The sequence below is a fragment of the Novilysobacter longmucuonensis genome (assembly GCF_046600735.1).
Classification (GTDB): Bacteria; Pseudomonadota; Gammaproteobacteria; order Xanthomonadales; family Xanthomonadaceae; genus Novilysobacter_A; species Novilysobacter_A longmucuonensis.
Map to the genome: position 1 here is coordinate 126,073 of NZ_JBJMAW010000003.1, position 21,457 is coordinate 147,529.

Below are 21,457 nucleotides of genomic sequence, written 5' to 3' on the forward strand. Positions count from 1 at the left end.
CGACGGTCGTCACCGCCAGTACGAGAATCGCGAGTGCCTTACGCCAGTGCAGCATGGTCGGCCTTCCTGATCGGGGGGTGGTCGGGGGAGTCGGGACGGGACGCGGCGTGGCGCTCGACATGCCGTTCTAGCACGCGCTCGATGCGCCGGAACACCTCGCGCAGCGTGTCGGGCTGCGGCAGCAGCGTGACCCGGAAGTGGTTGCGATACGGCACGTTGAAGCTCGACCCGGGGACCACCAGCACGTCCTCGGTTTCCAGCAGCTCCAGGGCGAAGCGATGGTCGTCGAAACCCTGCGCGGCCGCGCCGGTCACCGCCGGAAACGCGTACAGCGCCCCGGCCGGCGCGACCAGTTGCAGGTGCGCGCTGGCCGCGACGCTCTCGCAGACCGCGCGGCGCGCCTCGAACAACCGCCCGCCCGGCGCGCACAGCGGCGCGATGGTGTCCTCGCCCTGCAGCGCCGCCTCGATCGCGAACTGGCCGGGCACGTTGGCGCACAGCCGCAGCGCGCCGAGCAGGTCCAGCGCGTGGTGGAACTGCGCGCTGCGCCGGGGATCGCCCGACAACACCGCCCAGCCGACGCGCCAGCCGCAGGCGCGATGGACCTTGCTGAGCCCGCCGAACGACAGGCACGGCAGCTCGCCGGCCAAGGGCGCGAGTGGTTCGAACGCGCCGCTCGCATCCGGCGCGCCGTCGTACAGGATCGACTCGTAGATCTCGTCGCTCATCAGCAGCAGGCCGTGCCGCGCGGCGATCGCGACGATGCGCTCCAGCAGCTCGCGCGGATAGGTCGCGCCGGTCGGGTTGTTCGGATTGATCAGGACGATGGCGCGGGTGCGGTCGGAGATGAGTTGCTCGATCTGCTCGGGATCGGGCAGGAACCCGTTCTCCGGCGCGCAGCGGTAGTACACCGGCCGGCCGTCGTTGAGGATGGTCGCGGCGCTCCACAGCGGGTAGTCCGGCGATGGCAGCAGGACCTCGTCGCCGGGGTTGAGCAGCGCACGCAGCGACAGGTCGATCAGCTCACTGACGCCGTTGCCGATGAACACCCGCTCGGCGGCGGCATCGGGGGTGCCGCGCTGCCGGTGGAAGGCGGCGACCGCCTCGCGCGCGGCCGGCAGGCCCTGCTGGTGCGTGTAGGGGTCGGTCTGGGCGATGTTCTCGGCGATGGCGCGCTGCAGGTGCTCGGGCGCGCGGAACCCGAACGCGCCGGGATTGCCGATGTTGAGCTTGATCAGCGTGCGGCCCTGGGCCTCGAGTTCGCGGGCGCGGCGGGCGAGTTCGCCGCGGATCTCGTAGCGGACTTCGGACAGGCGTTCGCGGGTCTTGAGGCTGGACATCGGAGCAGGCGGCTTTGGTGGAGTCGCCAGCCTAGCCCAACTCGATACGATGTAGGAGCGGCTTCAGCCGCGATCGGCTGCATGGCCGCGCCGCCGGTTTCACATCGCGGCTGAAGCCGCTCCTACAAAAACGACTTCGGCTTAGAATCGACCGCATGGATTGCGCGCCGCACCCACGATGACACCGGAACTCGCCGCATTGCAGGCGATCGGTTGGCCGCTCGATGCCGACGGGCTGCCCGCGGTCAGCGAGTGGCGCGAGCTGATGGCCGCCCACCCGCAGGCGCGGCCGGCACGGGTGGTCGAGCAGCACCGCAGCGGCTATGTGGTCGCGGTCGACACCCAGCACAGCGCCGCGGTCGAGTCCTTACCCGAATGGCAGCGCGCGCCGAGCTACAAACACGGCGCGACCACGCCCGAGTCGCGCCCCGGGGTCGGCGACTGGGTGTTGATCGAAGGCGAGCCGATCGAGAAGGCCCGGATCGTCGCGCTGCTGCCGCGGCGCAGTGCGATCAAGCGTGGCGCAGCCGGCGAGCACTACAAGCAGCAACTGATCGCGGCCAACATCGACACCGTGTTCGTGGTCTGCGGGCTGGATGCCGACTTCAACCCGCGCCGGATCGAGCGCTACCTGCTGCTCGTGCGCGGCGGTGCCGAACCCGTCGTGGTGCTGACCAAGAGCGACATCGCCACCGCCGCCGATGCCGAAGCGGTGCCCGGCGCGCTCGCCACGCTGGTCGAGCTGGCCGCGCAAGGCGTGGCCGTCCGCGCGGTCAACGCGCGCGAGCCCGACAGCGTCGCCGTGCTGAACCCGTGGCTGCAGCCGGGACGCACCGCGGTGCTGGTCGGCTCCTCGGGCGCGGGCAAATCGACCCTGACCAACAGCCTGCTCGGGATCGAGCGGATGAAGACCGGTGAGGTGCGCGAGAGCGATTCGCGCGGCCGCCATACCACCACCCACCGCGCGCTGATTCCGCTGCCGACCGGCGCCTGCCTGATCGACACACCGGGCATGCGCGAGCTCAAGCCGACCGGCGAGGAGGACCTCACCGAGAACTTCAGCGACATCGAAGCGCTTGCCGGACAATGCCGCTTCCGCGACTGCGCCCACGCGCGCGAGCCCGGCTGCGCGGTGCGCACCGCGATCGAGGGCGGCAAGCTAGATCCGCAGCGGTTCGCCAACTACCTCAAGCTCGGCGGCGAGGTCGCCGGCGCGGCCAGCCAGCTGGCGAACCGGCAGGCGCAGCGCGCTGGCGAGAAAGTGTCGGGCAAACCAGCGATCAAGCGCCCGGATGACCGCAATGGAAGGCGCTAGGCCGCTGCCAGCGGTTCCCCCCTTTGCAAAAGAGGGGCAGCGGGGATTTGCTGTTGCCGTTGCTGTGGGTTCGCAAGCAGCTGCGCCCAGGGCTGGAGCAAATCCTCCCCAGCCCTCCTTTGCCAAAGGAGGGGGCCAAAGCGGAAGCGAGTGCCCGTCGGCGGCTTCAGTTACGGGCACCGTCGTCGATAAACCTATCGAAGACACACCGGGCCTCCGCGTTGCTCGCACGGCGTCGCCGCTACCGCATTTCGCCCGCACAGGTGGTCGGCATGGCCGAGTTCGAGCCTGACATCGCCCATCACGCCGCGCTGGACGCGCGCATGGTCCACGCCGCGCGCGACATCAAGCTGCTGACCCTGACCAGCTGGCCGGCCGGACTGGAGACGCAGTTCCTGGCCGACTACGCGCGCGGCGTCGCCGAGCTGCCGCGCATCGTCTATCCGAAGTACGACTTTTCCGAGGTGCGTCGCGAGCTCGACGCCATCACCCGCGCCGCCGATCCCGACCACCCGCTCGGCCAGTACCTCGCCGAGTCGGCGCAGAGCTGGTCGGTCGCCGCCGAGCTGCTCGAATCGCTCGGCACCGCAGCGGTCACCGACTGCTCGATGCGGCTGTACGGCAAGCCCGACGAGGCCCTGCCCGGTCACGGCCCGAGCACCCGCGAGGCGGCGCGGCATTTCATCTCGATCGCCGACGAGCTCGACCACGAGCTGATGGCCCCGGCCGAACGCGTCACGATCTCCGCCACGGCCCTGCAGCTGCAACTGCAGCGCGACCTCGACAGCTACTTCGACGGCCGCGTGATCGAGGTGGTGATCGATCCGGACCTGATCGCCAAGGCCGCCGCCGGCGCCACCCGCATCCGGCTGCGCGGCAGCGCCGCGTTCGGCGATTACGACCGCGAGCAACTGCTGCAGCACGAGGCCTTCGTGCATTCGCTGACCGCGCTCAATGGCCGCGAGCAACCGGTGCTCGGCAGCCTGGCGCTGCCGTCGCCGCGCGTGACCGAGGCGCAGGAGGGCCTGGCGACGTTCGCCGAGCAGATCACCGGCAGCATCGACATCGGCCGCATGAAGCGCATCAGCCTGCGCATCGAGGCGGTCGCGCTGGCGCTGGACGGCGCCGATTTCATCGAGGTGTTCCGCTACTTCCTGGATGCCGAGCAGACCCCCGAGGACAGCTTCGCCTCGGCGCAGCGCGTGTTCCGCGGCGTGCCCACCGGCGGCGGGGCCGCGTTCACCAAGGACACCGTCTACCTGCGTGGCTTGGTCGGGGTGCATACGTTCTTCCGCTGGGCACTGCGCGAGCAGAAGCTGCAGCTCGGCCGCTGGCTGTTCGCCGGCAAGATGACGGTGACCGACGTGCAGCGCTTCGCGCCCCTGTTCGAAAGCGGCGTGCTGCTGCCACCGCGCTGGATGCCGCCGTGGATCACCCGCGCCAACGGGCTGGCCGGCATGCTCGCGTTCTCGCTGTTCGCCAACCGCATCCGGCTGGACAAGATCGACGAGGATGACGGCCACCTGGCGATCTGAGCCCCGTAGCGTGCGTCTTGTAGGAGCGGCTTCAGCCGCGATGAGAGCCGTGCACCGATACCGCAGCCGCTCGCCGCGCACTCTGCATGCTCATCGGACTCGATCGGCAGGGGGTGAAGAAAAGCTCGCGGCTGAAGCCGCTCCTACAAAGGCGCGCATGTGGCGCGCCCTGGCGGTTCAACGTGATGGCACCGCACCAGGTTCCCATCGGCCTGGATCGTGAAGTCGGCTGCCTCGCCCGGCGCCACCAGCCGCACCCGCTCGCCGATGGCAATGCCGCGGTAGTGCGGAACCTCATGGGTCAGCCGCTGGAATATCCATGCGTCCGCGTCCGGCGAAGGCCGCAAGCGCAGCGCCGGGCCGGGCTCGTCGCGCAAGACCTCCGCCAGCGCCGGGGAGAACACCGCCTGGATCTCGCCGACCTCGCGCATCTGCCGCATCACGTTGACCCCGTGCCACAGCGCCAGCACTGCCAGCAGCACCGCCACCGCGCGTGCCCAGCGGGCCAGCTGCGGCCAGGCGCAGGCCATCAGGCCCGCGGCGAAAGCGGCGAATCCGTACGCGTACTGGTTGTAGGCGGTGCCCAGCACCAGCACCGGCCCCAGCGCCGCCACGCTACCGGCCAGCCAGCCCAGGGCCCAGCGCCAGCCGGCACGCAGCAGGCCCGCCAACAGCGCGAGCCAGAGCAGCGCGGAGACGATGAAGCGGGTGTCACCGAAGCCGCGATTCAAGCTCGAGGACACCTCGAACATGCTGACCTGCGGCAGGTAGACCAGGTACTCGAGCCAGCGCAGCGGCAGGTGGCCCGGCGACCAGGCATAGGCCGCATCGCCACCGCCCGCCGCGCCGGCCAGCACGCCAAAGCGCAGCACCACATACGCCAGCGCCGGCAACGCCGCACCGATGAACGCCCAGCGCCACGCCGCGCGCGGCCGATCGAGCACGCATGCGACCGCCAGCAACGCCGGGATCGATAACGCCGACTCCTTGGCCAGCAGCGCCAGCAGCATCAGCAGCGCCGCGCCCAACGCCAGCGGCCAACGCCGCACGCGCGGCGCCGTCGCCAGCCAGCCGATCAGCAGCGCGCAGCCCAGCCAGATCACGTCGCCGATCGTGCCGACCCAGCCGTGCACGTACATCGCATACGGCCCCAGCGCGAACGCCAGCGCCGCCAGCAACGCCGCCCGCGGGGTCGCGCCGAGGCGCCGCAGCAACCCCGCCAGCAGCGCGGCGTTGACCGCGCCGGCGGCGACGAGCACCGCATGAAACAACGGCGGCCGCTCGAACAGATGCTGCGACAGCCACAGCCACAGATTGAACGTCAGCGGCCGGAACTGGAACACACCGGTCTCGAACCAGCCCACCCACTGCACCGGTCCGGTCAGCGGCGCCGCCGCGGCCGCCCACTGCAGCTCGTCGTGGCTGAAGTAGCCCGGATTGGCGATCAGCGGCCATTGCGCCAGCAGTGTCAGCACCAACACCGCGGCCATCAGCGGCCAGGGGCGAGCGGATAGGTACGAAGCCGGATGGGATGACATGGGCGGGTCCGTTGGGGGTCGCGGCGATTTTAGGCACTCGGCCACCGCGCCACCCGTAGGCTGGGCTGCCAAGCCCAGCTCCCGCCATCGCGCGCGACACGACCGGCGCGCAGAAACGCTGGGCTTGTCAGCCCAGCCTACCGAACGCACAGCGTGCCGCGAATCCGTGCTTTTGCCGCACGCGGGAGCTGGCGCCACGCCCCTGCCTGCGATCGGTAGAATCGGTGGCCCGCCCGCCGTGCCCCTCCCGATGTCCGAACCCGACGATTTCAAGCAAGCCGCGCTCGACTACCACCGCCAGAGCCCGTCCGGCAAGATCAAGGTCGTGGCGACCAAGCCGATGCTGACCCAGCGCGACCTGGCGCTGGCGTACTCGCCGGGCGTGGCCTATGCCTGCGAGGCGATCGTCGCCGACCCCACCAGCGCCCGCGACTACACCGCGCGCGGCAACCTGGTGGCGGTGATCAGCAACGGCACCGCGGTGCTCGGGCTGGGCGACATCGGCCCGCTTGCGGGTAAACCAGTAATGGAAGGCAAGGGCGTGCTGTTCCAGAAGTTTGCCGGCATCGACGTGTTCGACATCGAGATCGACGAGCGCGATCCCGACAAGCTGGTCGACATCATCGCCTCGCTGGAACCGACCTTCGGCGGGGTCAACCTGGAGGACATCAAGGCGCCGGAGTGCTTCATCGTCGAGCGCAAGCTGCGCGAGCGCATGAAGATCCCGGTGTTCCACGACGACCAGCACGGCACCGCGATCATCGTCGGCGCGGCCGTACTCAACGCCTTGGAGATCGTCGGCAAGGACATCGCCGAGGTGAAGCTCGCAACCGCCGGCGCCGGTGCCGCCGGCATTGCCTGCCTCGACATGCTGGTCGCGCTCGGCATGAAGCCGGAAAACATCCTCGCGGTCGATCGCGACGGCGTCCTCTACACAGGGCGTCCCCACCTGGACCCCGACAAGGCGCGTTACGCGCGCGACACCGATAAGCGCGAGCTGGCCGACATCCTGGTCGGCGCCGACCTGTTTCTCGGCCTGTCCGCCGGCGGCGTGCTCAAGCCCGAGATGGTCGCGACCATGGCCGACAAGCCGATCATCCTGGCGCTGGCCAACCCGTATCCGGAGATCCTGCCCGAGGACGCGAAGAAGGTCCGGCCGGACTGCATCATCGCCACCGGCCGCTCGGACTACCCCAACCAGGTCAACAACGCGCTGTGCTTCCCGTACATCTTCCGCGGCGCGCTGGATGTCGGCGCCACCGGCATCAACGAGGCGATGAAGCTTGCCTGCGTGCGCGCGATCGCGCAGCTGGCGCGGATGGAGTCGGGCGACCTGGCCAGCGCCTACGGCAGCGAGATCCCCACCTTCGGCCCGGAATACCTGATCCCGCGCCCGTTCGACCCCCGGCTGCTGGTGATGCTGGCGCCGGCGGTGGCCCAGGCCGCCATGGATTCGGGCATCGCCGCGCGTCCGATCCGCGACATGGACACCTACCTGGAGACCCTGGGCCAGTTCATCCACCGCACCGGCATGCTGATGAAGCCGGTCTACGACCGCGCCCGCCGCGACCGCAAGCGCGTGGTCTACGCCGAGGGGGAGGAGGAGACCGTGCTGCGCGCGGTGCAGACGGTGATCGACGAACAACTGGCCACGCCGATCCTGATCGGCCGCCCGGACGTCATCCAGACCCGGATCGACCGGCTCGGCCTGCGCATGCGCATCGGGGTCGACGTCGAGTTGACCAACATCAACGAGGATCCGCGTTTCAACGACTACTGGCAGCAGTACCACGCCCTGACCGAACGCCGCGGCGTCACCCCGGCCGCGGCCAAGAACCTGCTGCGCTCGCGCCCGGCGTTGATCGCCGCGCTGATGGTCGAGCGCGGCGAGGCCGACGCGATGATCTGCGGGCTGGTCGGCCGCTTCCACAAGAAGCTCGGCTACCTGCGCAGCGTGTTCGACTTCGACCCGGGCGTGCGCGGCACCGCGGCGATGACCGGCGTGATCAACGACCTGGGCGCGTGGTTCTTCCTCGACACGCACGTCCAGCTGGACCCGTCGGCCGAGCAGATCGCCGAGGCCACCCTGCAGGCGACCTACCGGCTCAAGCTGTTTGGGGTCGAGCCCAAGGTCGCGCTGCTGTCGCACTCCAACTTCGGCAGCCACGACAACCCCAGCGCGGCGAAGATGCGCAGGGTCCGCGAGATCCTCGCGGTGCGCGCGCCGAAACTGGAAGTCGACGGCGAAATGATGGCCGACAGCGCATGGCACGAAAGCGTGCGCAAGCGCATCTTCCCCAACACCACCCTGCGCGGCCGCGCCAACCTGTTCGTCATGCCCAACCTGGATGCGGCCAACATCACCTACAACATGATCCGGGTGATGACCGAGGGCGTCGCCGTGGGTCCGATCCTGATGGGCCTGGACAAGCCCGCGCACATCCTCAGCCCTGACGCGACTCCGCGCCGGGTGATCAACATGACCGCCATCGCCGCGGTCGACGCGCAGATCCGCGCCGCGTTCGGCGGCTGACCAGCCACCATGGCCGCCGAGCCGCGCGCCAGCATCGTGCTGCTGTGCTACCGCGACGCGGCCTACATCCGCGACGCGCTCAACGGTGCGCTGGCGCAGACGGTGCCCTGCGAGATCATCGTCTCCAACGATGCCTCCGATGACGGCACCTGCGAGATCGCGCTGGAGCTGATCGCCGGCTACGACGGCCCGCATCACGTCAGCCTGCGCCGCAACGCACGCAACCTCGGGGTCGCCGCCCACGTCAATGCCGTGGTGCCGCTGGCGCGCTGCGAGATCGTGGTGATGATGGCCGGCGACGACATCGCCCATCCCGAGCGCGTGGCGGCGCTGCTGCAGGCATTCGAGGCCTCGCCGCAGACCATGATCGTCGGCAGCGATGTCGAGGGCATCGACCACGACGGCCGGCCTCGCGGCGGCGGCACCCGCTCGCACCCGTCGCGCTTCGGCCTGGACTATTACGTGCGCGCCGGCCGGCTGGTCAGCCTGCTCGGTGCCTCGCTGGCGTTCCGCCGCGTGGTGTTCGACCGCTTCGGCCCGCTGCGCGGCCCGATCGAGGACAACGCGTTGAGCCTGCGCGGGGCATTGCTGGGCGACTGCGTGTTCCTGCCACAACCCTTGCTGCGGTATCGGCGCCATGCCGGCAGCGTCAGCAGCGGCGTGTTCGCGCGCGACGAGCCGCCGGCCGTCGCGTTCCGCCGCCGCTACCAGCGCACCACCGCGTTCTACCGCGGCACCGCCGACGACCTCGCCCACTGCCTGTCGCAGCTGCCGGAGCTGGCGCAGCCCAAGCGCGTCGCCGCCGAGCACATCATCGCCATGTACCGCATCGAAGCCGACGCCCGCGAAGCGATCCTCGAACGCCCCCGCCGCGAATGGCTCGGCCCGATCCTGCGCGGCCTGCGCCAGCCCGGCCTGCGCCGCAAGAGCGCCGAACGCGCGCTGAAACTGCTGCTGCCAAGGCGCTGGTTCGGCCTGCGCAGCTGACCTTCACGAAACTTTTGTAGGAGCGGCTTCACCGCGATCGAGCCCCGGCGACGACGCCACCAGCCGAAGAGCGTCGCGGCTGAAGCCGCTCCTACAAGGCCAAGGCCTCACAACCAAACCGCATCCCAGAATGGGAAGTCCCCGCGAGCGCCGCCACCAGGCCCGCGCGGGCCAGCACCAGATAGCAAGCCACGCTCAATGGCGTTTCAGTCCGGGCGGAGCGCAGCGATACCCGGGACGAGCGGTATCGCGCACGACGATCACCGGACCGATCAGCCACTTCAGCGCCGCGTCGAGTACACCGGCGCGTCGACGGTGCCCGCTTCCACCTTCGCCAGCACCTGCTGCAGCTCGGCCGTGCCATCGGGGTCCTTGGACGCCGCAATCAGTTCGCGCAGGATCGCCGCATGCGCGACCTTCTTCGCGTCGGCGGCGGGCACCCCGATATCGGGTTTGACGCCGACATGCTCCCAGTTGGTCTTCGTGACCGGGTTGATCGCGCGGCCATTGGGAATGAAGGCCACGAAACCGTTGCCCAGCGGGTAGACGTCACCCGGGTTGGCCCCACCGCCGGTGGTCTCGCCTACGATCGTGCCGCGCTTCTGCGTCTGGAAGTTGTACGCGCATTCTTCGGCGCCAGAGAATGTGCGCGCCGAAGTCAGTACGTACACTGGCTGGGTGTAGCGCGGCATGACCGACGCACTGGTCCAGTACTGCCGCGTCCTGTCTTCGGTGCGGCTGTATATGTCGTTGAGGTGGCGCTCGTCGCCCAGCGTAAAGAAATGACTCATCAGGTAGGCGACGGTGTTGGGTTCGCCGCCTCCGTTGCGGCGCAGGTCGAGAATCAGCGCATCGGTGCCCGACAGCACCGTCATCGCCGCTGATAGCGCCTCTCCAACCAGCTCAGTCGGGCCAAAACCACGCAGCTCGAGATAGCCAACGTTGCCAGGCAGGCGCGCCAAGCTGTCAATACCGTAGCCGTAGCGTGCGACCTCCTGGCGGCGTTGCTCGACCTCCTCCTTGCTCGGCGAGTGACGCTCGCCCTGCGGTGGCGCGCGGAAGTCGGGATCGTACCCGACGTTGAAATGTCCGTCCTTGCCGAGCGAGCGCAGGTCCTTCGACAGCGCGTCGGCAAAGGCTTCGGTGTCCTTAGTAGAGGCATACGCGCCGCTTGCCTCGCGTGCCTTGATCGTCTCGGCCAGCTCCTTCGCGACATCGGGAAATACATAATTGGCCTGCAATTGGGTGGCGAGGCCGTCGATCGCCGCCTGACGCTGCGCCGCGGTGATCGGCTTGGGCGGCGGGCCCTGCTGCGCGCCCGCGAGTGGGGACAGGCACAGCAGGACGGCAAGAGTGAGGACACGATGGTTCATGGGAGCTCCGTTTGTTGAACGCGGCGATGCCGCAGGGGTTTTGCTACTAACCGGTTAGTACATGAGGCTAAAAAAATTCAGCGGACAGCGTTTTCGAAATCGACCGGGTCCAGCGACCACTCGCCATCGTCGAGCTGCGCATCGACGTGCACGTTTGCGCGGCCCTTCGGTCCGGTGAGTTCGAACGTCAAGTCCACGCCGCCGTCCAGCGGTTCGTCATCACCAATGTCGATGCGGCCGTGCACATCGTTCGATGCCATCGCGACGGGGCTTCCGAGCCTTGCGATCACACCCGGATCGTTCGCGACGACGCGCAACAGCGACTGGAACACGGCGCTCTCGGCCATTTCAGGCGGCGGAGGTGGCGCCGGCGGGGCCGGCGGCGCATCCACGGCGAACGGCGCCGGGGGTGGGGGCGGCATCGGCGGTATCGGCGGCATTGGTGGCGCGGGCGGCACGCTCAGGCGCATGACTTCGGCCAGCCAGTCGCGCACGCCGGTGTCGATCGGACGCACCTGACCGTCCTCCTTGTAGACCTCGGTCAATCGGCCCTGTGCGTCGACCGCGCCGCGGTAATAACGTTGCTTATCCAGGCCATTGGCGGTGATCTCGCGCTCGTCGCCGGGGCGCAGCACGCCGTCGGTGGAGGACACGATGCGGATGTTCGGACGCGGATTCCCGGTGATGCCGATCTGCGAGACGAGCAGGGCGCCCGTCGCGATCAGGACGACGAGACCGGCGCGTGCGCCCCAGCGGCTGCGCGTGGGCGGGCCTGAAACCAAACGGGTGATGCGTTGCATGAGTGAGCCTCCTTGGGCCGCCAGAACTAGACGAGGGAGCAGCAAACGCGGGGATGGATGCCGCTGGCGCTCGATCTGCACGAGCGCCTCGGCCAGGGCGATGGCGTCCCCGCACGCCGTCACCGCGAGATCGTCACAGGCGTGTTCGCGCTCCTGCCGGATGCGCCGGCCGAGCCACCACGCCGCGGGATGGAAGAACAGCAGCGACTCCACCACGCACTGCAGGCCGTTCCACAGCCAGTCCATGCGCGCGATGTGCGCGAGTTCATGCGCGAGCAGCGCTTCCACCTGCTCGCGCGGCAGTTGGGTTACCAGCGATAGTGGCAGCCAGATCACCGGCCGGAACAGGCGCACGGTGAACGGACCGATCACGTCGAACGATAGCCGCACCGCGACCTCGCGCGTGATCCCCATTGCCGTGCGCAACATCTCGACGCGACGCTGCCAGTCCGCCGGCAGTGCTTCGTACGGATGCTTCTCCAGCGCGCTCACCAGGCGCCAGCCACCGAAGTGCCGCAGCAGCATCACGCCGACGCCGCCGAGCCACAGCAATGCGAGCGCGATCGCGACCGGGCTCGATTGCTGGACGAACACACCCGGAATCGCATCGATCCGTGGTGCGGTCATCGCCTGCAGCACGCCCGCGTTCACTTCAATCGGCGCCACCTGCCAGAACCGCAGGAACGTCGATGCGGGCAGCACCGCCATCGCCAGCAGAACCCCCATCGCCACCGCATGCCGCAGCGCCGCACTCGACCGCGCCATCGCCGCCAGCGCCAGCCACGCGCCGAGGCCGAGCAGCGCGCCCTGCCACAGCGAGTGCAGCAACGCCGAGGCCAGCGCCGGTGCAAAACCGAACTGCGCGGCGGCGAACGTGTCCATCAGCGTTTGCGCTTCGCCTTGGCCTGCGCGATGAGCTTCGACATCGCCTCGAGGTCTTCGGCGCTCGCGGTCTCGTCGTCGAGCGCACGCTGCACCAGCCCCAGCGCCGACCCCGAGAACGCGCGACGCATCAGATCCCTGAGCAGCGACGACTGCACCACCGGCTCGGTATGCACGGCGAGATAGGTATGGCGGCGTTCGGACTCGTCGCGCTTCAACAGGCCCTTCTCGGCCATGATCGTGAGCATCTTCAGCACGGTCGTGTAGGCAGTGTCCTTGCCGCGCGACAGCACCTCGTGCACCTCGCGCACGGTCATCGGCGTCTTGCGCGACCACAGCACGCGCAGGATCGTCAGTTCGCCTTCGGTCGGGTGGGGAGCAGCCATGCAAGCGCCTCGGATGGTGTACGGCACTATTAGTACTAACTTGTTAGTATCAAGTCAACCGTGCCGTTCGACACACGAGGTATGCGCCGGCCTTGCGGTTCGTCGATGCTTGCTCAAGCCCGGCCTCCGCATTCGTTTTGGCGCGAGCAGCCCTCCGCGATTGCGCTGCAATGCCGCGCCGCTGGTTCGGCCTGTGCAGCTGACCGGCGCAATTTTTGTAGGAACGACCTCCCCAAGGGGACCTCCCTCGGGGCGTAAGTCGCGATACCTCTCGCGACTCACGTAGCTCCCGCCCAACGCACACCGATTTCACCTCGCGGTCGGACACCACCCCCCCTGCTAGAATTCCGACTCCAAACGCCCCCATTCTAGAGGCGCGGCCACGGGGCCGCGAGACGCATGAACCGCATCTACCAGAGCGAAATCGCCGACCTGCAGCACGAAGACCCGGATCCCATCGAAACCCAGGAGTGGGTCGAATCGGTCGAGGCGGTCATCGCGCGTGACGGCGCCGAACGTGCCCACCAGCTGATCGACAGCGTGGTCGAGGTGACCCGCCGCGCCGGCGCGCACATGCCGTTCAACCCGACCACCGAATACATCAACACCATCCCGCCGCACCTGGAGGCCAAGAGCCCCGGCGACCATGCGATGGAATGGCGGATCCGCAGCCTCATCCGCTGGAACGCGATGGCGATGGTGGTGCGGGCCAATCGCAAGCCCGGTGACCTCGGCGGCCACATCGCCAGCTTCGCGTCGGGCGCGACGCTCTACGACGTCGGCTTCAATCATTTCTGGCGCGCGCCCAGCGACGACCATCCCGGTGACCTGATCGGCTACCAGGGCCACAGCTCGCCCGGCATCTACGCGCGCTCGTTCCTCGAAGGCCGCATGAGCGAGACCCAGCTCGACCATTTCCGAATGGAGGTCGACGGCCGCGGCATCAGCTCCTACCCGCATCCGTGGCTGATGCCCGACTACTGGCAGGTGCCGACCGTCAGCATGGGCCTGGGCCCGATCGCCGCGATCTACCAGGCGCGCAACTGGAAGTACTTGGAAGGCCGCGGGCTGATGCCCAAGACCGACCGCAAGGTCTGGTGCTTCATCGGCGACGGCGAGACCGACGAGCCCGAAAGCCTCGGCGCGATCTCGGTCGCCGGCCGCGAAGGCCTGGACAACCTGGTGTTCGTGATCAACTGCAACCTGCAGCGCCTGGACGGCCCGGTGCGCGGCAACGGCAAGATCATCCAGGAGCTGGAAGGCATCTTCCGCGGCGCCGGCTGGAACGTGATCAAGAACATCTGGGGCAGCTACTGGGACCCGCTGCTGGCGCGCGACACGTCCGGAAAACTGCGCCAGCTGATGATGGAAACCGTCGACGGCGAGTACCAGAACTGCAAGGCCTTCGGTGGCAAGTACACCCGCGACAACTTCTTCGGCAAATACCCGGAGACCGCCGAGCTGGTCGGCAACCTGAGCGATGACGACATCTGGCGTCTCAACCGCGGCGGCCACGACCCGCACAAGGTCTTCGCCGCCTACCACGAGGCGGTCAACACCAGGAACATGCCCACCGTGATCCTGGCCAAGACCGTCAAGGGTTACGGCATGGGCGCCTCGGGCGAGTCGCTCAATCCGACCCACGGCACCAAGAAGATGGACGACGAGGCGGTGCGCGCCTTCCGCGACCGCTTCCGCATCCCGGTCACCGACGATCAGCTCAAGGACGGCAAGGTGCCGTTCTACCACCCCGGCAAGGACTCGCCGGAAGTCGAATACATGCTCGACCGCCGCGAGAAGCTCGGCGGCTTCCTGCCGCAGCGCCGGCAGAAGGCCAGCCAGTCGCTGGAAGTGCCCAAGCTGGAAACCTACGAGCGCCTGCTCAAGGCCAGCGGCGAGCGCGAGATCAGCACCACCATGGTGTTCGTGCAGGCGCTCAACATCACCCTGCGCGACAAGCAGGTCGGCCCGCGCGTGGTGCCGATCGTCGCCGACGAGGCGCGCACGTTCGGCATGGAGGGCCTGTTCCGCCAGCTCGGCATCTACTCGCCCAAGGGCCAGAAGTACAAGCCGGTCGACCGGGACCAGCTCATGTACTACCGCGAGGACGCCGCCGGGCAGGTGCTGGAAGAGGGCATCACCGAGGCCGGCGCGTTCGCCAGCTGGATGGCCAGCGCCACCAGCTACAGCACCAACGACCTGCAGATGCTGCCGTTCTACATCTACTACTCGATGTTCGGCTTCCAGCGCATCGGCGACAGCGCCTGGCAGGCCGCCGACATGCGCGCCCGCGGCTTCCTGCTCGGTGCCACCGCCGGGCGCACAACGCTCAATGGTGAAGGCCTGCAGCACGAGGACGGCCACGGCATGGTCCAGGCCGGCCTGATCCCCAACTGCCGCAGCTATGACCCGACCTTCAGCTACGAGGTCGTGACCATCCTGCAGCACGGCATGCAGCGCATGCTCTGTGATCAGGTCGACGAGTACTACTACATCACCCTGATGAACGAGAACTACACCCACCCGGCCATGCCCGAGGGCAGCGCCGAGGGGATCATCAAGGGCATGTATTTGCTCAAGGATGCCGGCAAGCCGAAGAAGTCCGAGCTGCGCGTGCAGCTGCTGGGCAGCGGCACCATCCTGCGCGAGGCGATCGCGGCGGCCGAACTGCTCGACAAGGATTTCGGCGTAACGGCCGATATCTGGTCCTGCCCCAGCTTCAACGAGCTCGCTCGCGACGGCGCCGACGCCACCCGCGCCATCCGTTTGAATCCCGAAGCCAAGTCACCGCGCAAGCCCTACGTGACCGAGCTGCTCGAAGGCCGCCAGGGCCCGGCGATCGCCGCCACCGACTACATCCGCATCTACGCCGACCAGATCCGCGAGTTCGTGCCCATGCGTTACAGCGTGCTGGGCACCGACGGCTTCGGTCGCTCGGATACGCGCGCCAACCTGCGGCGACATTTCGAGGTCGACCGGTTCCATATCGCGCATGCGGCGATCGCGGCGCTGGCGGCGGAAGGGAAGATGACGGCGAAGGATGTGGCGCGGGCGATCAAGCAGTACAAGATCGATGTGGAGAAGCCGAATCCTCTTGGGGTGTGAGGCTGGGAAAGGTTCCGCCCTTGCGTTCACACGATAAAGGGACAGGTTCGAACTAGGTCAAATCTCGTCTTTCCCGACCGAATTCTTGCATTGTTGCAGTGACAAGGGGGCGCCGCGTGGACAAGACTGAGAAGCAGCATCTAAGCGAAAGCGACATTTGCGATTTGTTCATAACTCCTGCCATTAAGCAGGCTGGGTGGGATCAAATTAAGCAAGTTCGGCGCGAGGTTACGCTTACCCCTGGACCCGTTATTGTTCGGGGCACCCTTTCGTCTCGAAATAAGAAGAAAAAGAAATTCGCGGACTATGTTTTGTCATGGCAGCCCGGGCTGCCACTCGCCATTATCGAAGCGAAGGACAACAAGCATGGTGTTAGCGACGGCCTGCAACAGGCGCTCGGTTATGCCGAGATTCTAGACCTGCCTAGCGCTTTCAGTTCCAACGGCGACGGCTTCGCGCAACACAATCGCGCTGCTCTGGAAGGCGAAGATACCGAAATGTCGTTCGATATGGATGCCTTTCCCAGCGCCGACACCCTCTACACCAGATACCGACGCTTCCACGGCATTGAGCCTGAAGAACAGCCGTTGGTGGAGCAGCCGTACTATCTCGATGGTGCGGGCAAAGAGCCACGGTATTATCAGGTCGAGGCCATCAACCGCAGTATTGAAGCAATCGCCAAGGGGCAACGCCGGGCGCTGCTCGTCATGGCGACGGGCACGGGTAAGACCTACACGACTTTTCAAATCATTTGGCGATTGTGGAAGGCGGGGAAGGCGAAGCGCGTCTTGTTTCTCGCTGACCGCAATATCCTTGTCGATCAAACGCTGGTGAACGACTTCAAGCCGTTTGGCGAAGCCATGACGAAGGTTCGGAACCGCAAAATCGATCCCGCTTACGAGATTCACCTGGGCCTCTATCAGGCGCTGACCGGGCCAGAGGAGTCAGACAAGATTTTCAAGTCCGTCTCCCGTGACTTCTTCGACTTGATTGTGGTGGACGAGTGTCATCGCGGCAGCGCTGCGGACGACAGTGCCTGGCGCGAAATCCTTGATTACTTTAGTAGCCCCATCAAGATCGGCATGACCGCTACGCCTAAAGAGACAGAATACGTCTCCAACATTAGCTATTTCGGCGATCCCGTCTACACATACAGCCTAAAACAGGGCATCGAGGATGGTTTCCTCGCGCCCTACAAGGTCATTCGCATCGACATAGACAAGGACGTCCTCGGCTGGACGCCACCGCCGGGCATGGTCGACGACCTCGGCAATTCTGTCGAGGAGCGCGAATATAACCGCATCGATATGGACAGGGTTTTGGTGCTAAATCAGCGAACCCAACTCGTTGCTCGACGCGTCATGCAATATCTCAACGCGACTGATCCGATGGCCAAAACCATCATCTTCTGTGAAGATATTAATCACGCCGAACGCATGCGAAGAGCGATCGTCAACGCTGCCGGGAAGCTGGCACGTGACAACCCCCGTTATGTGATGAGGATTACCGGCGACAGCGTCGAAGGCAAAGCCCAACTCGACAACTTCATTGATCCCGAACAGCCCTTTCCAGTAATCGCCACGACGTCTCAGCTCCTCACCACTGGGGTGGATGCGAAGACTTGCAAGTTGATCGTGCTCGATCAAACGATCCGATCGATGACCATCTTTAAGCAAATCATCGGGCGTGGCACCCGTATTGACGAAGACAACAACAAGTTCTTTTTCACCATCATGGACTTTAAAAAGGCGAATGAGCTATTCCGCGACGACGCTTTTGACGGTGCGCCGGTGGTCATCTACGAGCCCGGCGATGATGACGATCCTGTTCCGCCCGACCCGTCGGGGTCGGACGAAGACGATACGGATGATGAGGATGACACTGCCGGTGCGACCAAGGTCGTTATCTCCGGCGTCTCTGCGAGGATAATTGCTGAGCGCATTGAATATATTGGAAGCGAAGGCAAGCTGATTACTGAGAGCTATCGGGATTACGCTCGGAAGGCGATCACGTCCGAGTTTAGTTCGTTAGATGCTTTTATCCAGCGCTGGAACGATGCTGATCGCAAACAGGTGATCATTGACGAGTTGGAAGAACACGGGGTCGTTCTGGCTAACTTGCAGGAAGCGGTGGGCCGCGACATTAGCGACTTCGATCTGCTGGCCCACATCGCTTACGACCAACCGCCTCTGACCCGGCGAGAACGGGCGGAGCAGGTAAAAAAGCGCAACTACTTCACGAAATATGGCGATAAAGCGCGCGCCGTGCTGGGAGCGCTGCTCGACAAGTACGCGGACGAAGGTATCGCCGCCATCGAGGATATGAAGGTGCTGCGCCTTAAGCCGTTCGACGGCATCGGCACACCGCTGGAAATCATTAAGGGTGCCTTCGGCGGCAAGACCGGATACGAGGCGGCCCTCAGCGAGTTAGAACACCAGATTTACGAACAGGCATCCAACAAATGAGCAACGTTTCCGGCGCGGTCAAATCGATTCAGGACATCATGCGGAAGGACGTCGGCGTCGATGGTGACGCGCAACGCATCAGTCAGATGGTCTGGATGATCTTCCTCAAAATCTATGATGATCGCGAGGTAGAACTGGAGCTGACGGAGGACGATTTCAGCTCGCCTATTCCCGAACGATTCCGCTGGCGAAATTGGGCGCAGGACCGCGAAGGAATCACTGGCGACGCGCTGATCAAGTTCGTGGAAGAGCTTTTCGTCGCTCTCAAGACCCAGCTCCCCACCATCGGTGATTTGGGCAAGCGCGCACAGGTGATCCGCGACGTGTTCGAGGATACCTATAACTACATGAAATCCGGAACGCTGATGCGGCAGGTGATCAACAAGATTAACGAGATCGACTTCAATAGTACGAATGATCGCCATACCTTCGGCGCGATCTATGAGCAGATTCTGAAAGACCTTCAGAGCGCAGGCAATGCGGGCGAGTTCTACACCCCGCGCGCAGTCACCAAGTTTATAATCGATCGGTTGGCGCCCAAGCTAGATGAAGTGGTCTTCGATCCTGCCTGCGGCACTGGCGGTTTCCTCGCCTCCGCCATCGACTACAAACGGCAGTTCGTGAAATCGCCGGGCGATGAGGCGCTGCTGCAGTCCACAATCAGGGGCGTCGAGAAGAAGGCGCTCCCGCATATGCTGTGCGTTACCAACATGATCCTGCACGGCATCGACACCCCCTCCGGTATCGTCCACGGCAACACACTCGAAAAGCCCTACCGCGACTATGGCGAGAAGGATCGCGTGCCTGTAATCGCCACCAATCCGCCGTTTGGTGGCATGGAGCAGGATGGAATTGAAGGGAACTTCCCATCCAATTTACGCACCCGCGAGACCGCCGATTTGTTCGTGGCGCTGATTATAAAACTCTTGAAGACGGGTGGTCGAGCGGCGGTTGTGCTGCCCGACGGCTTCTTCTTCGGCGAAGGGGTCAAGACCACACTTAAGCAAAGCCTAATCGAAGAGTGTAATTTGCACACCATCGTCCGCCTGCCCAACGGCGTCTTCAATCCTTACACGAGTATCAAGACAAACATCCTGTTCTTCACCAAGGGCACGCCGACTAAGCAGACCTGGTTCTATGAACATCCATATCCGTCGGGCGTCTCTAGCTACAACAAGTCCCGACCGATGCAGTTCGAGGAGTTCCGGCCCGAACGTGAATGGTGGGGTGACGAGGCCGATGGTTTTCGCCACCGCCGCGAAACCGAACAGGCGTGGAGGATTAGTGCTGGGGACGTCGCTACACGTGGTTACAATCTAGACCTCAAGAATCCGCACATTGTGGCCCTGGAAAGTCACGATCCCGATGAGCTGCTGGCGCGTTATGAGGCGCAACAGGCCGGCATCCAGTCGCTTCGTGATCAGTTGAAAGCCGTTTTGGCCGATGCACTGGCAGCCGGCACATGACGACGGATGTCGCGTCGTTGGTTAGCGAAAATGTCGACATCTGGACGACAGCGGTAGAGCGCAAGTCCCGCGCCGGTCGCGGCGGCGGGAAGCGGTCTAGTCTTTACGGGATTGATCGCCTGCGGGAACTGATCCTCGATCTTGCCGTGCGCGGGAAGCTCGTGGCCCAAGATACGGGAGATGAACCAGCTACAGAGTTACTCAGAAAAATTGGTGCGGAACGAGCAAAGCTGACGAAGGCTGGTGCAATTGGGAAGCGGAAGGCCGCAGAGAGCAACTCTGGTGATGCGCCTTACCCCATTCCGGACGGATGGACTTGGACCAGAATCGCCGATGTTGGTCATGACTGGGGACAAAAGGAGCCTTCCGGCGAATTTACATATGTCGATGTCAGCTCAATCGACCAAAAGGCTGGAGTTATCAGGTCGCCCAGCGTCTTGAGTGTCGAGGAAGCGCCTTCGCGGGCAAGGAAGGTTGTGAAGGTTGGAACAGTAATTTATTCCACGATTCGGCCATACCTGCTCAATATAGCCATCGTTGACCAGGAGTTTGACCCAGAGCCGATTGCGAGCACAGCCTTCGCCGTCGTACATCCATTCGAAGGCGTCACGGCGAGCTTCCTCTACCGCTATCTTCGGTCGGCCACGTTCATCTCATATGTTGAGGATTGCCAAACTGGAATCGCCTACCCGGCAATCAACGACAAGCAGTTCTTTTCTGCTTGGTTTCCACTCCCTCCGATTGCCGAACAGAAGCGTATCGTCGCGAAGGTCGATGAACTCATGGCACTGTGTGATGCGCTGGAGGGCGAGAGCGCGGCGGCCATAGCCGCGCATAAGTTGCTGGTGGAAACCCTGCTGGCTACGCTGACCGACAGCGCCGATGCCGCTGAACTTGCCAGCAACTGGGCGCGGTTTGAGGCGCACTTCGACACCCTCTTTACCACCGAAGCCAGCGTCGATGTTCTGAAAAGAACAATTCTCGAGCTAGCTGTGCGTGGAAAATTAGTGACGCAGAAGTCAGATGAGGTGCCGTCGTCCCTACTATTGGCGACGATAAAGGCCGGCTCTGACCGTGGCGCGAAGCAGAAATTTCACCCCGCCATCTCTGCGGCTGATCAGCCCTTCGTTTTACCCGATGGCTGGTGTTGGGAGCGGTTTGGTAATTTAATCGATCCCGCTTCCCCGATTGCTTATGGTGTCTTAGTGCCGGGGGCGGACCAGTCGGACGGCGTTCCCTTTGTTCGTATTGCGGACCTTTCCATTACCAATCCGTCGCCATTACCGGAAAAGGCGATAAGTCCAGAGATTGATGCTCAATTTGCCCGCACTCGGCTTGTCGGCGGTGAAATATTAATGGGGGTGGTGGGCAGCATTGGAAAACTTGGCGTTGCCCCTGCAAGCTGGGCCGGTGCAAACATAGCAAGAGCGATCTGCCGTATCGTTCCATCGCCGCTGTTAAACAGGGATTACGTCCTTTGGCTGTTGCAAAGCAGGTTTATGCAAGACAGCTTTAGCGGTGACACCAGAACCCTAGCGCAGCCGACGCTAAATATTGGACTTATCCGGCTAGCCGCGACGCCTGTGCCGCCTATTGCAGAACAACAGCGCATAGTGGCTAAGATCAACGAATTGATGACGCTGTGCGACGCAATGCAAGAAGTCATTGGGCGTGCGGTTGAAACGCAAAGGTTCCTTGTTGATACAGTAGTTGAACTCGCGGGGGCTTAGGA

The 21,457-nt window shown here is 65.0% G+C and carries 13 protein-coding genes; 8 read left to right on the forward strand and 5 right to left on the reverse strand.

All coding sequences use genetic code 11. From position 1 onward, the window contains the following. Positions 1-38 precede the first annotated feature (38 nt). On the reverse strand, positions 39-1,340 hold the full coding sequence (locus ACJQWM_RS04615; RefSeq protein ID WP_332704381.1) for an aminotransferase class I/II-fold pyridoxal phosphate-dependent enzyme: 1,302 nt from the start codon (positions 1,338-1,340) through the stop codon (positions 39-41). A gap of 178 nt (positions 1,341-1,518) precedes the next feature. On the opposite strand from ACJQWM_RS04615, the gene rsgA reads away from it, so the two are divergent. Then, positions 1,519-2,655: a ribosome small subunit-dependent GTPase A gene (rsgA, locus tag ACJQWM_RS04620; protein WP_332704383.1), complete on the forward strand. Its 1,137-nt coding sequence runs from the start codon at positions 1,519-1,521 to the stop codon at positions 2,653-2,655. Positions 2,656-2,927: 272 nt separating this feature from the next. Beyond that, complete coding sequence (locus ACJQWM_RS04625) at positions 2,928-4,190, forward strand: flavohemoglobin expression-modulating QEGLA motif protein (protein WP_332704385.1); 1,263 nt, start codon at positions 2,928-2,930, stop codon at positions 4,188-4,190. 143 nt (positions 4,191-4,333) lie between these two features. On the opposite strand, the gene ACJQWM_RS04630 is transcribed toward ACJQWM_RS04625, so the two are convergent. Further along, positions 4,334-5,680, reverse strand: coding sequence for a hypothetical protein (locus ACJQWM_RS04630; protein ID WP_411306692.1), 1,347 nt, complete (start codon positions 5,678-5,680; stop codon positions 4,334-4,336). A gap of 298 nt (positions 5,681-5,978) precedes the next feature. Between ACJQWM_RS04630 and ACJQWM_RS04635 the strand changes: the two genes are divergently transcribed. After that, on the forward strand, positions 5,979-8,261 hold the full coding sequence (locus ACJQWM_RS04635) for an NADP-dependent malic enzyme (RefSeq protein ID WP_332704389.1): 2,283 nt from the start codon (positions 5,979-5,981) through the stop codon (positions 8,259-8,261). A gap of 9 nt (positions 8,262-8,270) precedes the next feature. Then, on the forward strand, positions 8,271-9,248 hold the full coding sequence (locus tag ACJQWM_RS04640) for a glycosyltransferase family 2 protein (RefSeq protein WP_332704391.1): 978 nt from the start codon (positions 8,271-8,273) through the stop codon (positions 9,246-9,248). A gap of 281 nt (positions 9,249-9,529) precedes the next feature. On the opposite strand, the gene ACJQWM_RS04645 is transcribed toward ACJQWM_RS04640, so the two are convergent. The 3 genes from ACJQWM_RS04645 to ACJQWM_RS04655 all read right to left on the reverse strand — a co-directional run bounded on the left by ACJQWM_RS04645 (position 9,530) and on the right by ACJQWM_RS04655 (position 12,689). Beyond that, a complete protein-coding gene (locus ACJQWM_RS04645; RefSeq protein WP_332704393.1) occupies positions 9,530-10,621 on the reverse strand; it encodes a S41 family peptidase in 1,092 nt (363 codons plus the stop codon). 77 nt (positions 10,622-10,698) lie between these two features. Continuing rightward, positions 10,699-12,129: a cytochrome c oxidase assembly factor Coa1 family protein gene (locus tag ACJQWM_RS04650; RefSeq protein WP_332704395.1), complete on the reverse strand. Its 1,431-nt coding sequence runs from the start codon at positions 12,127-12,129 to the stop codon at positions 10,699-10,701. 173 nt (positions 12,130-12,302) lie between these two features. After that, on the reverse strand, positions 12,303-12,689 hold the full coding sequence (locus ACJQWM_RS04655; protein WP_332704397.1) for a BlaI/MecI/CopY family transcriptional regulator: 387 nt from the start codon (positions 12,687-12,689) through the stop codon (positions 12,303-12,305). A gap of 399 nt (positions 12,690-13,088) precedes the next feature. Between ACJQWM_RS04655 and aceE the strand changes: the two genes are divergently transcribed. The 4 genes from aceE to ACJQWM_RS04675 all read left to right on the forward strand — a co-directional run bounded on the left by aceE (position 13,089) and on the right by ACJQWM_RS04675 (position 21,455). Continuing rightward, positions 13,089-15,794 (forward strand): pyruvate dehydrogenase (acetyl-transferring), homodimeric type, encoded by a 2,706-nt coding sequence (gene aceE, locus ACJQWM_RS04660; protein WP_332704399.1) that lies wholly within the window; start codon positions 13,089-13,091, stop codon positions 15,792-15,794. Between the two features lie 116 nt (positions 15,795-15,910). Then, positions 15,911-18,259 carry an EcoAI/FtnUII family type I restriction enzme subunit R gene (gene hsdR, locus ACJQWM_RS04665; protein WP_332704401.1) on the forward strand — a complete coding sequence of 783 codons (2,349 nt, stop codon included), beginning with the start codon at positions 15,911-15,913 and terminating at the stop codon, positions 18,257-18,259. Then, the gene (locus ACJQWM_RS04670) at positions 18,256-19,725 is read left to right on the forward strand and encodes a type I restriction-modification system subunit M (protein ID WP_332704403.1); all 1,470 of its coding nucleotides are present in this window, start codon (positions 18,256-18,258) and stop codon (positions 19,723-19,725) included. Before hsdR ends, ACJQWM_RS04670 begins: the two co-directional genes overlap by 4 nt. Then, entirely contained in the window at positions 19,722-21,455 is a 1,734-nt protein-coding gene (locus tag ACJQWM_RS04675) for a restriction endonuclease subunit S (protein WP_332704405.1), read from the forward strand. Before ACJQWM_RS04670 ends, ACJQWM_RS04675 begins: the two co-directional genes overlap by 4 nt. Positions 21,456-21,457: the final 2 nt, after the last annotated feature.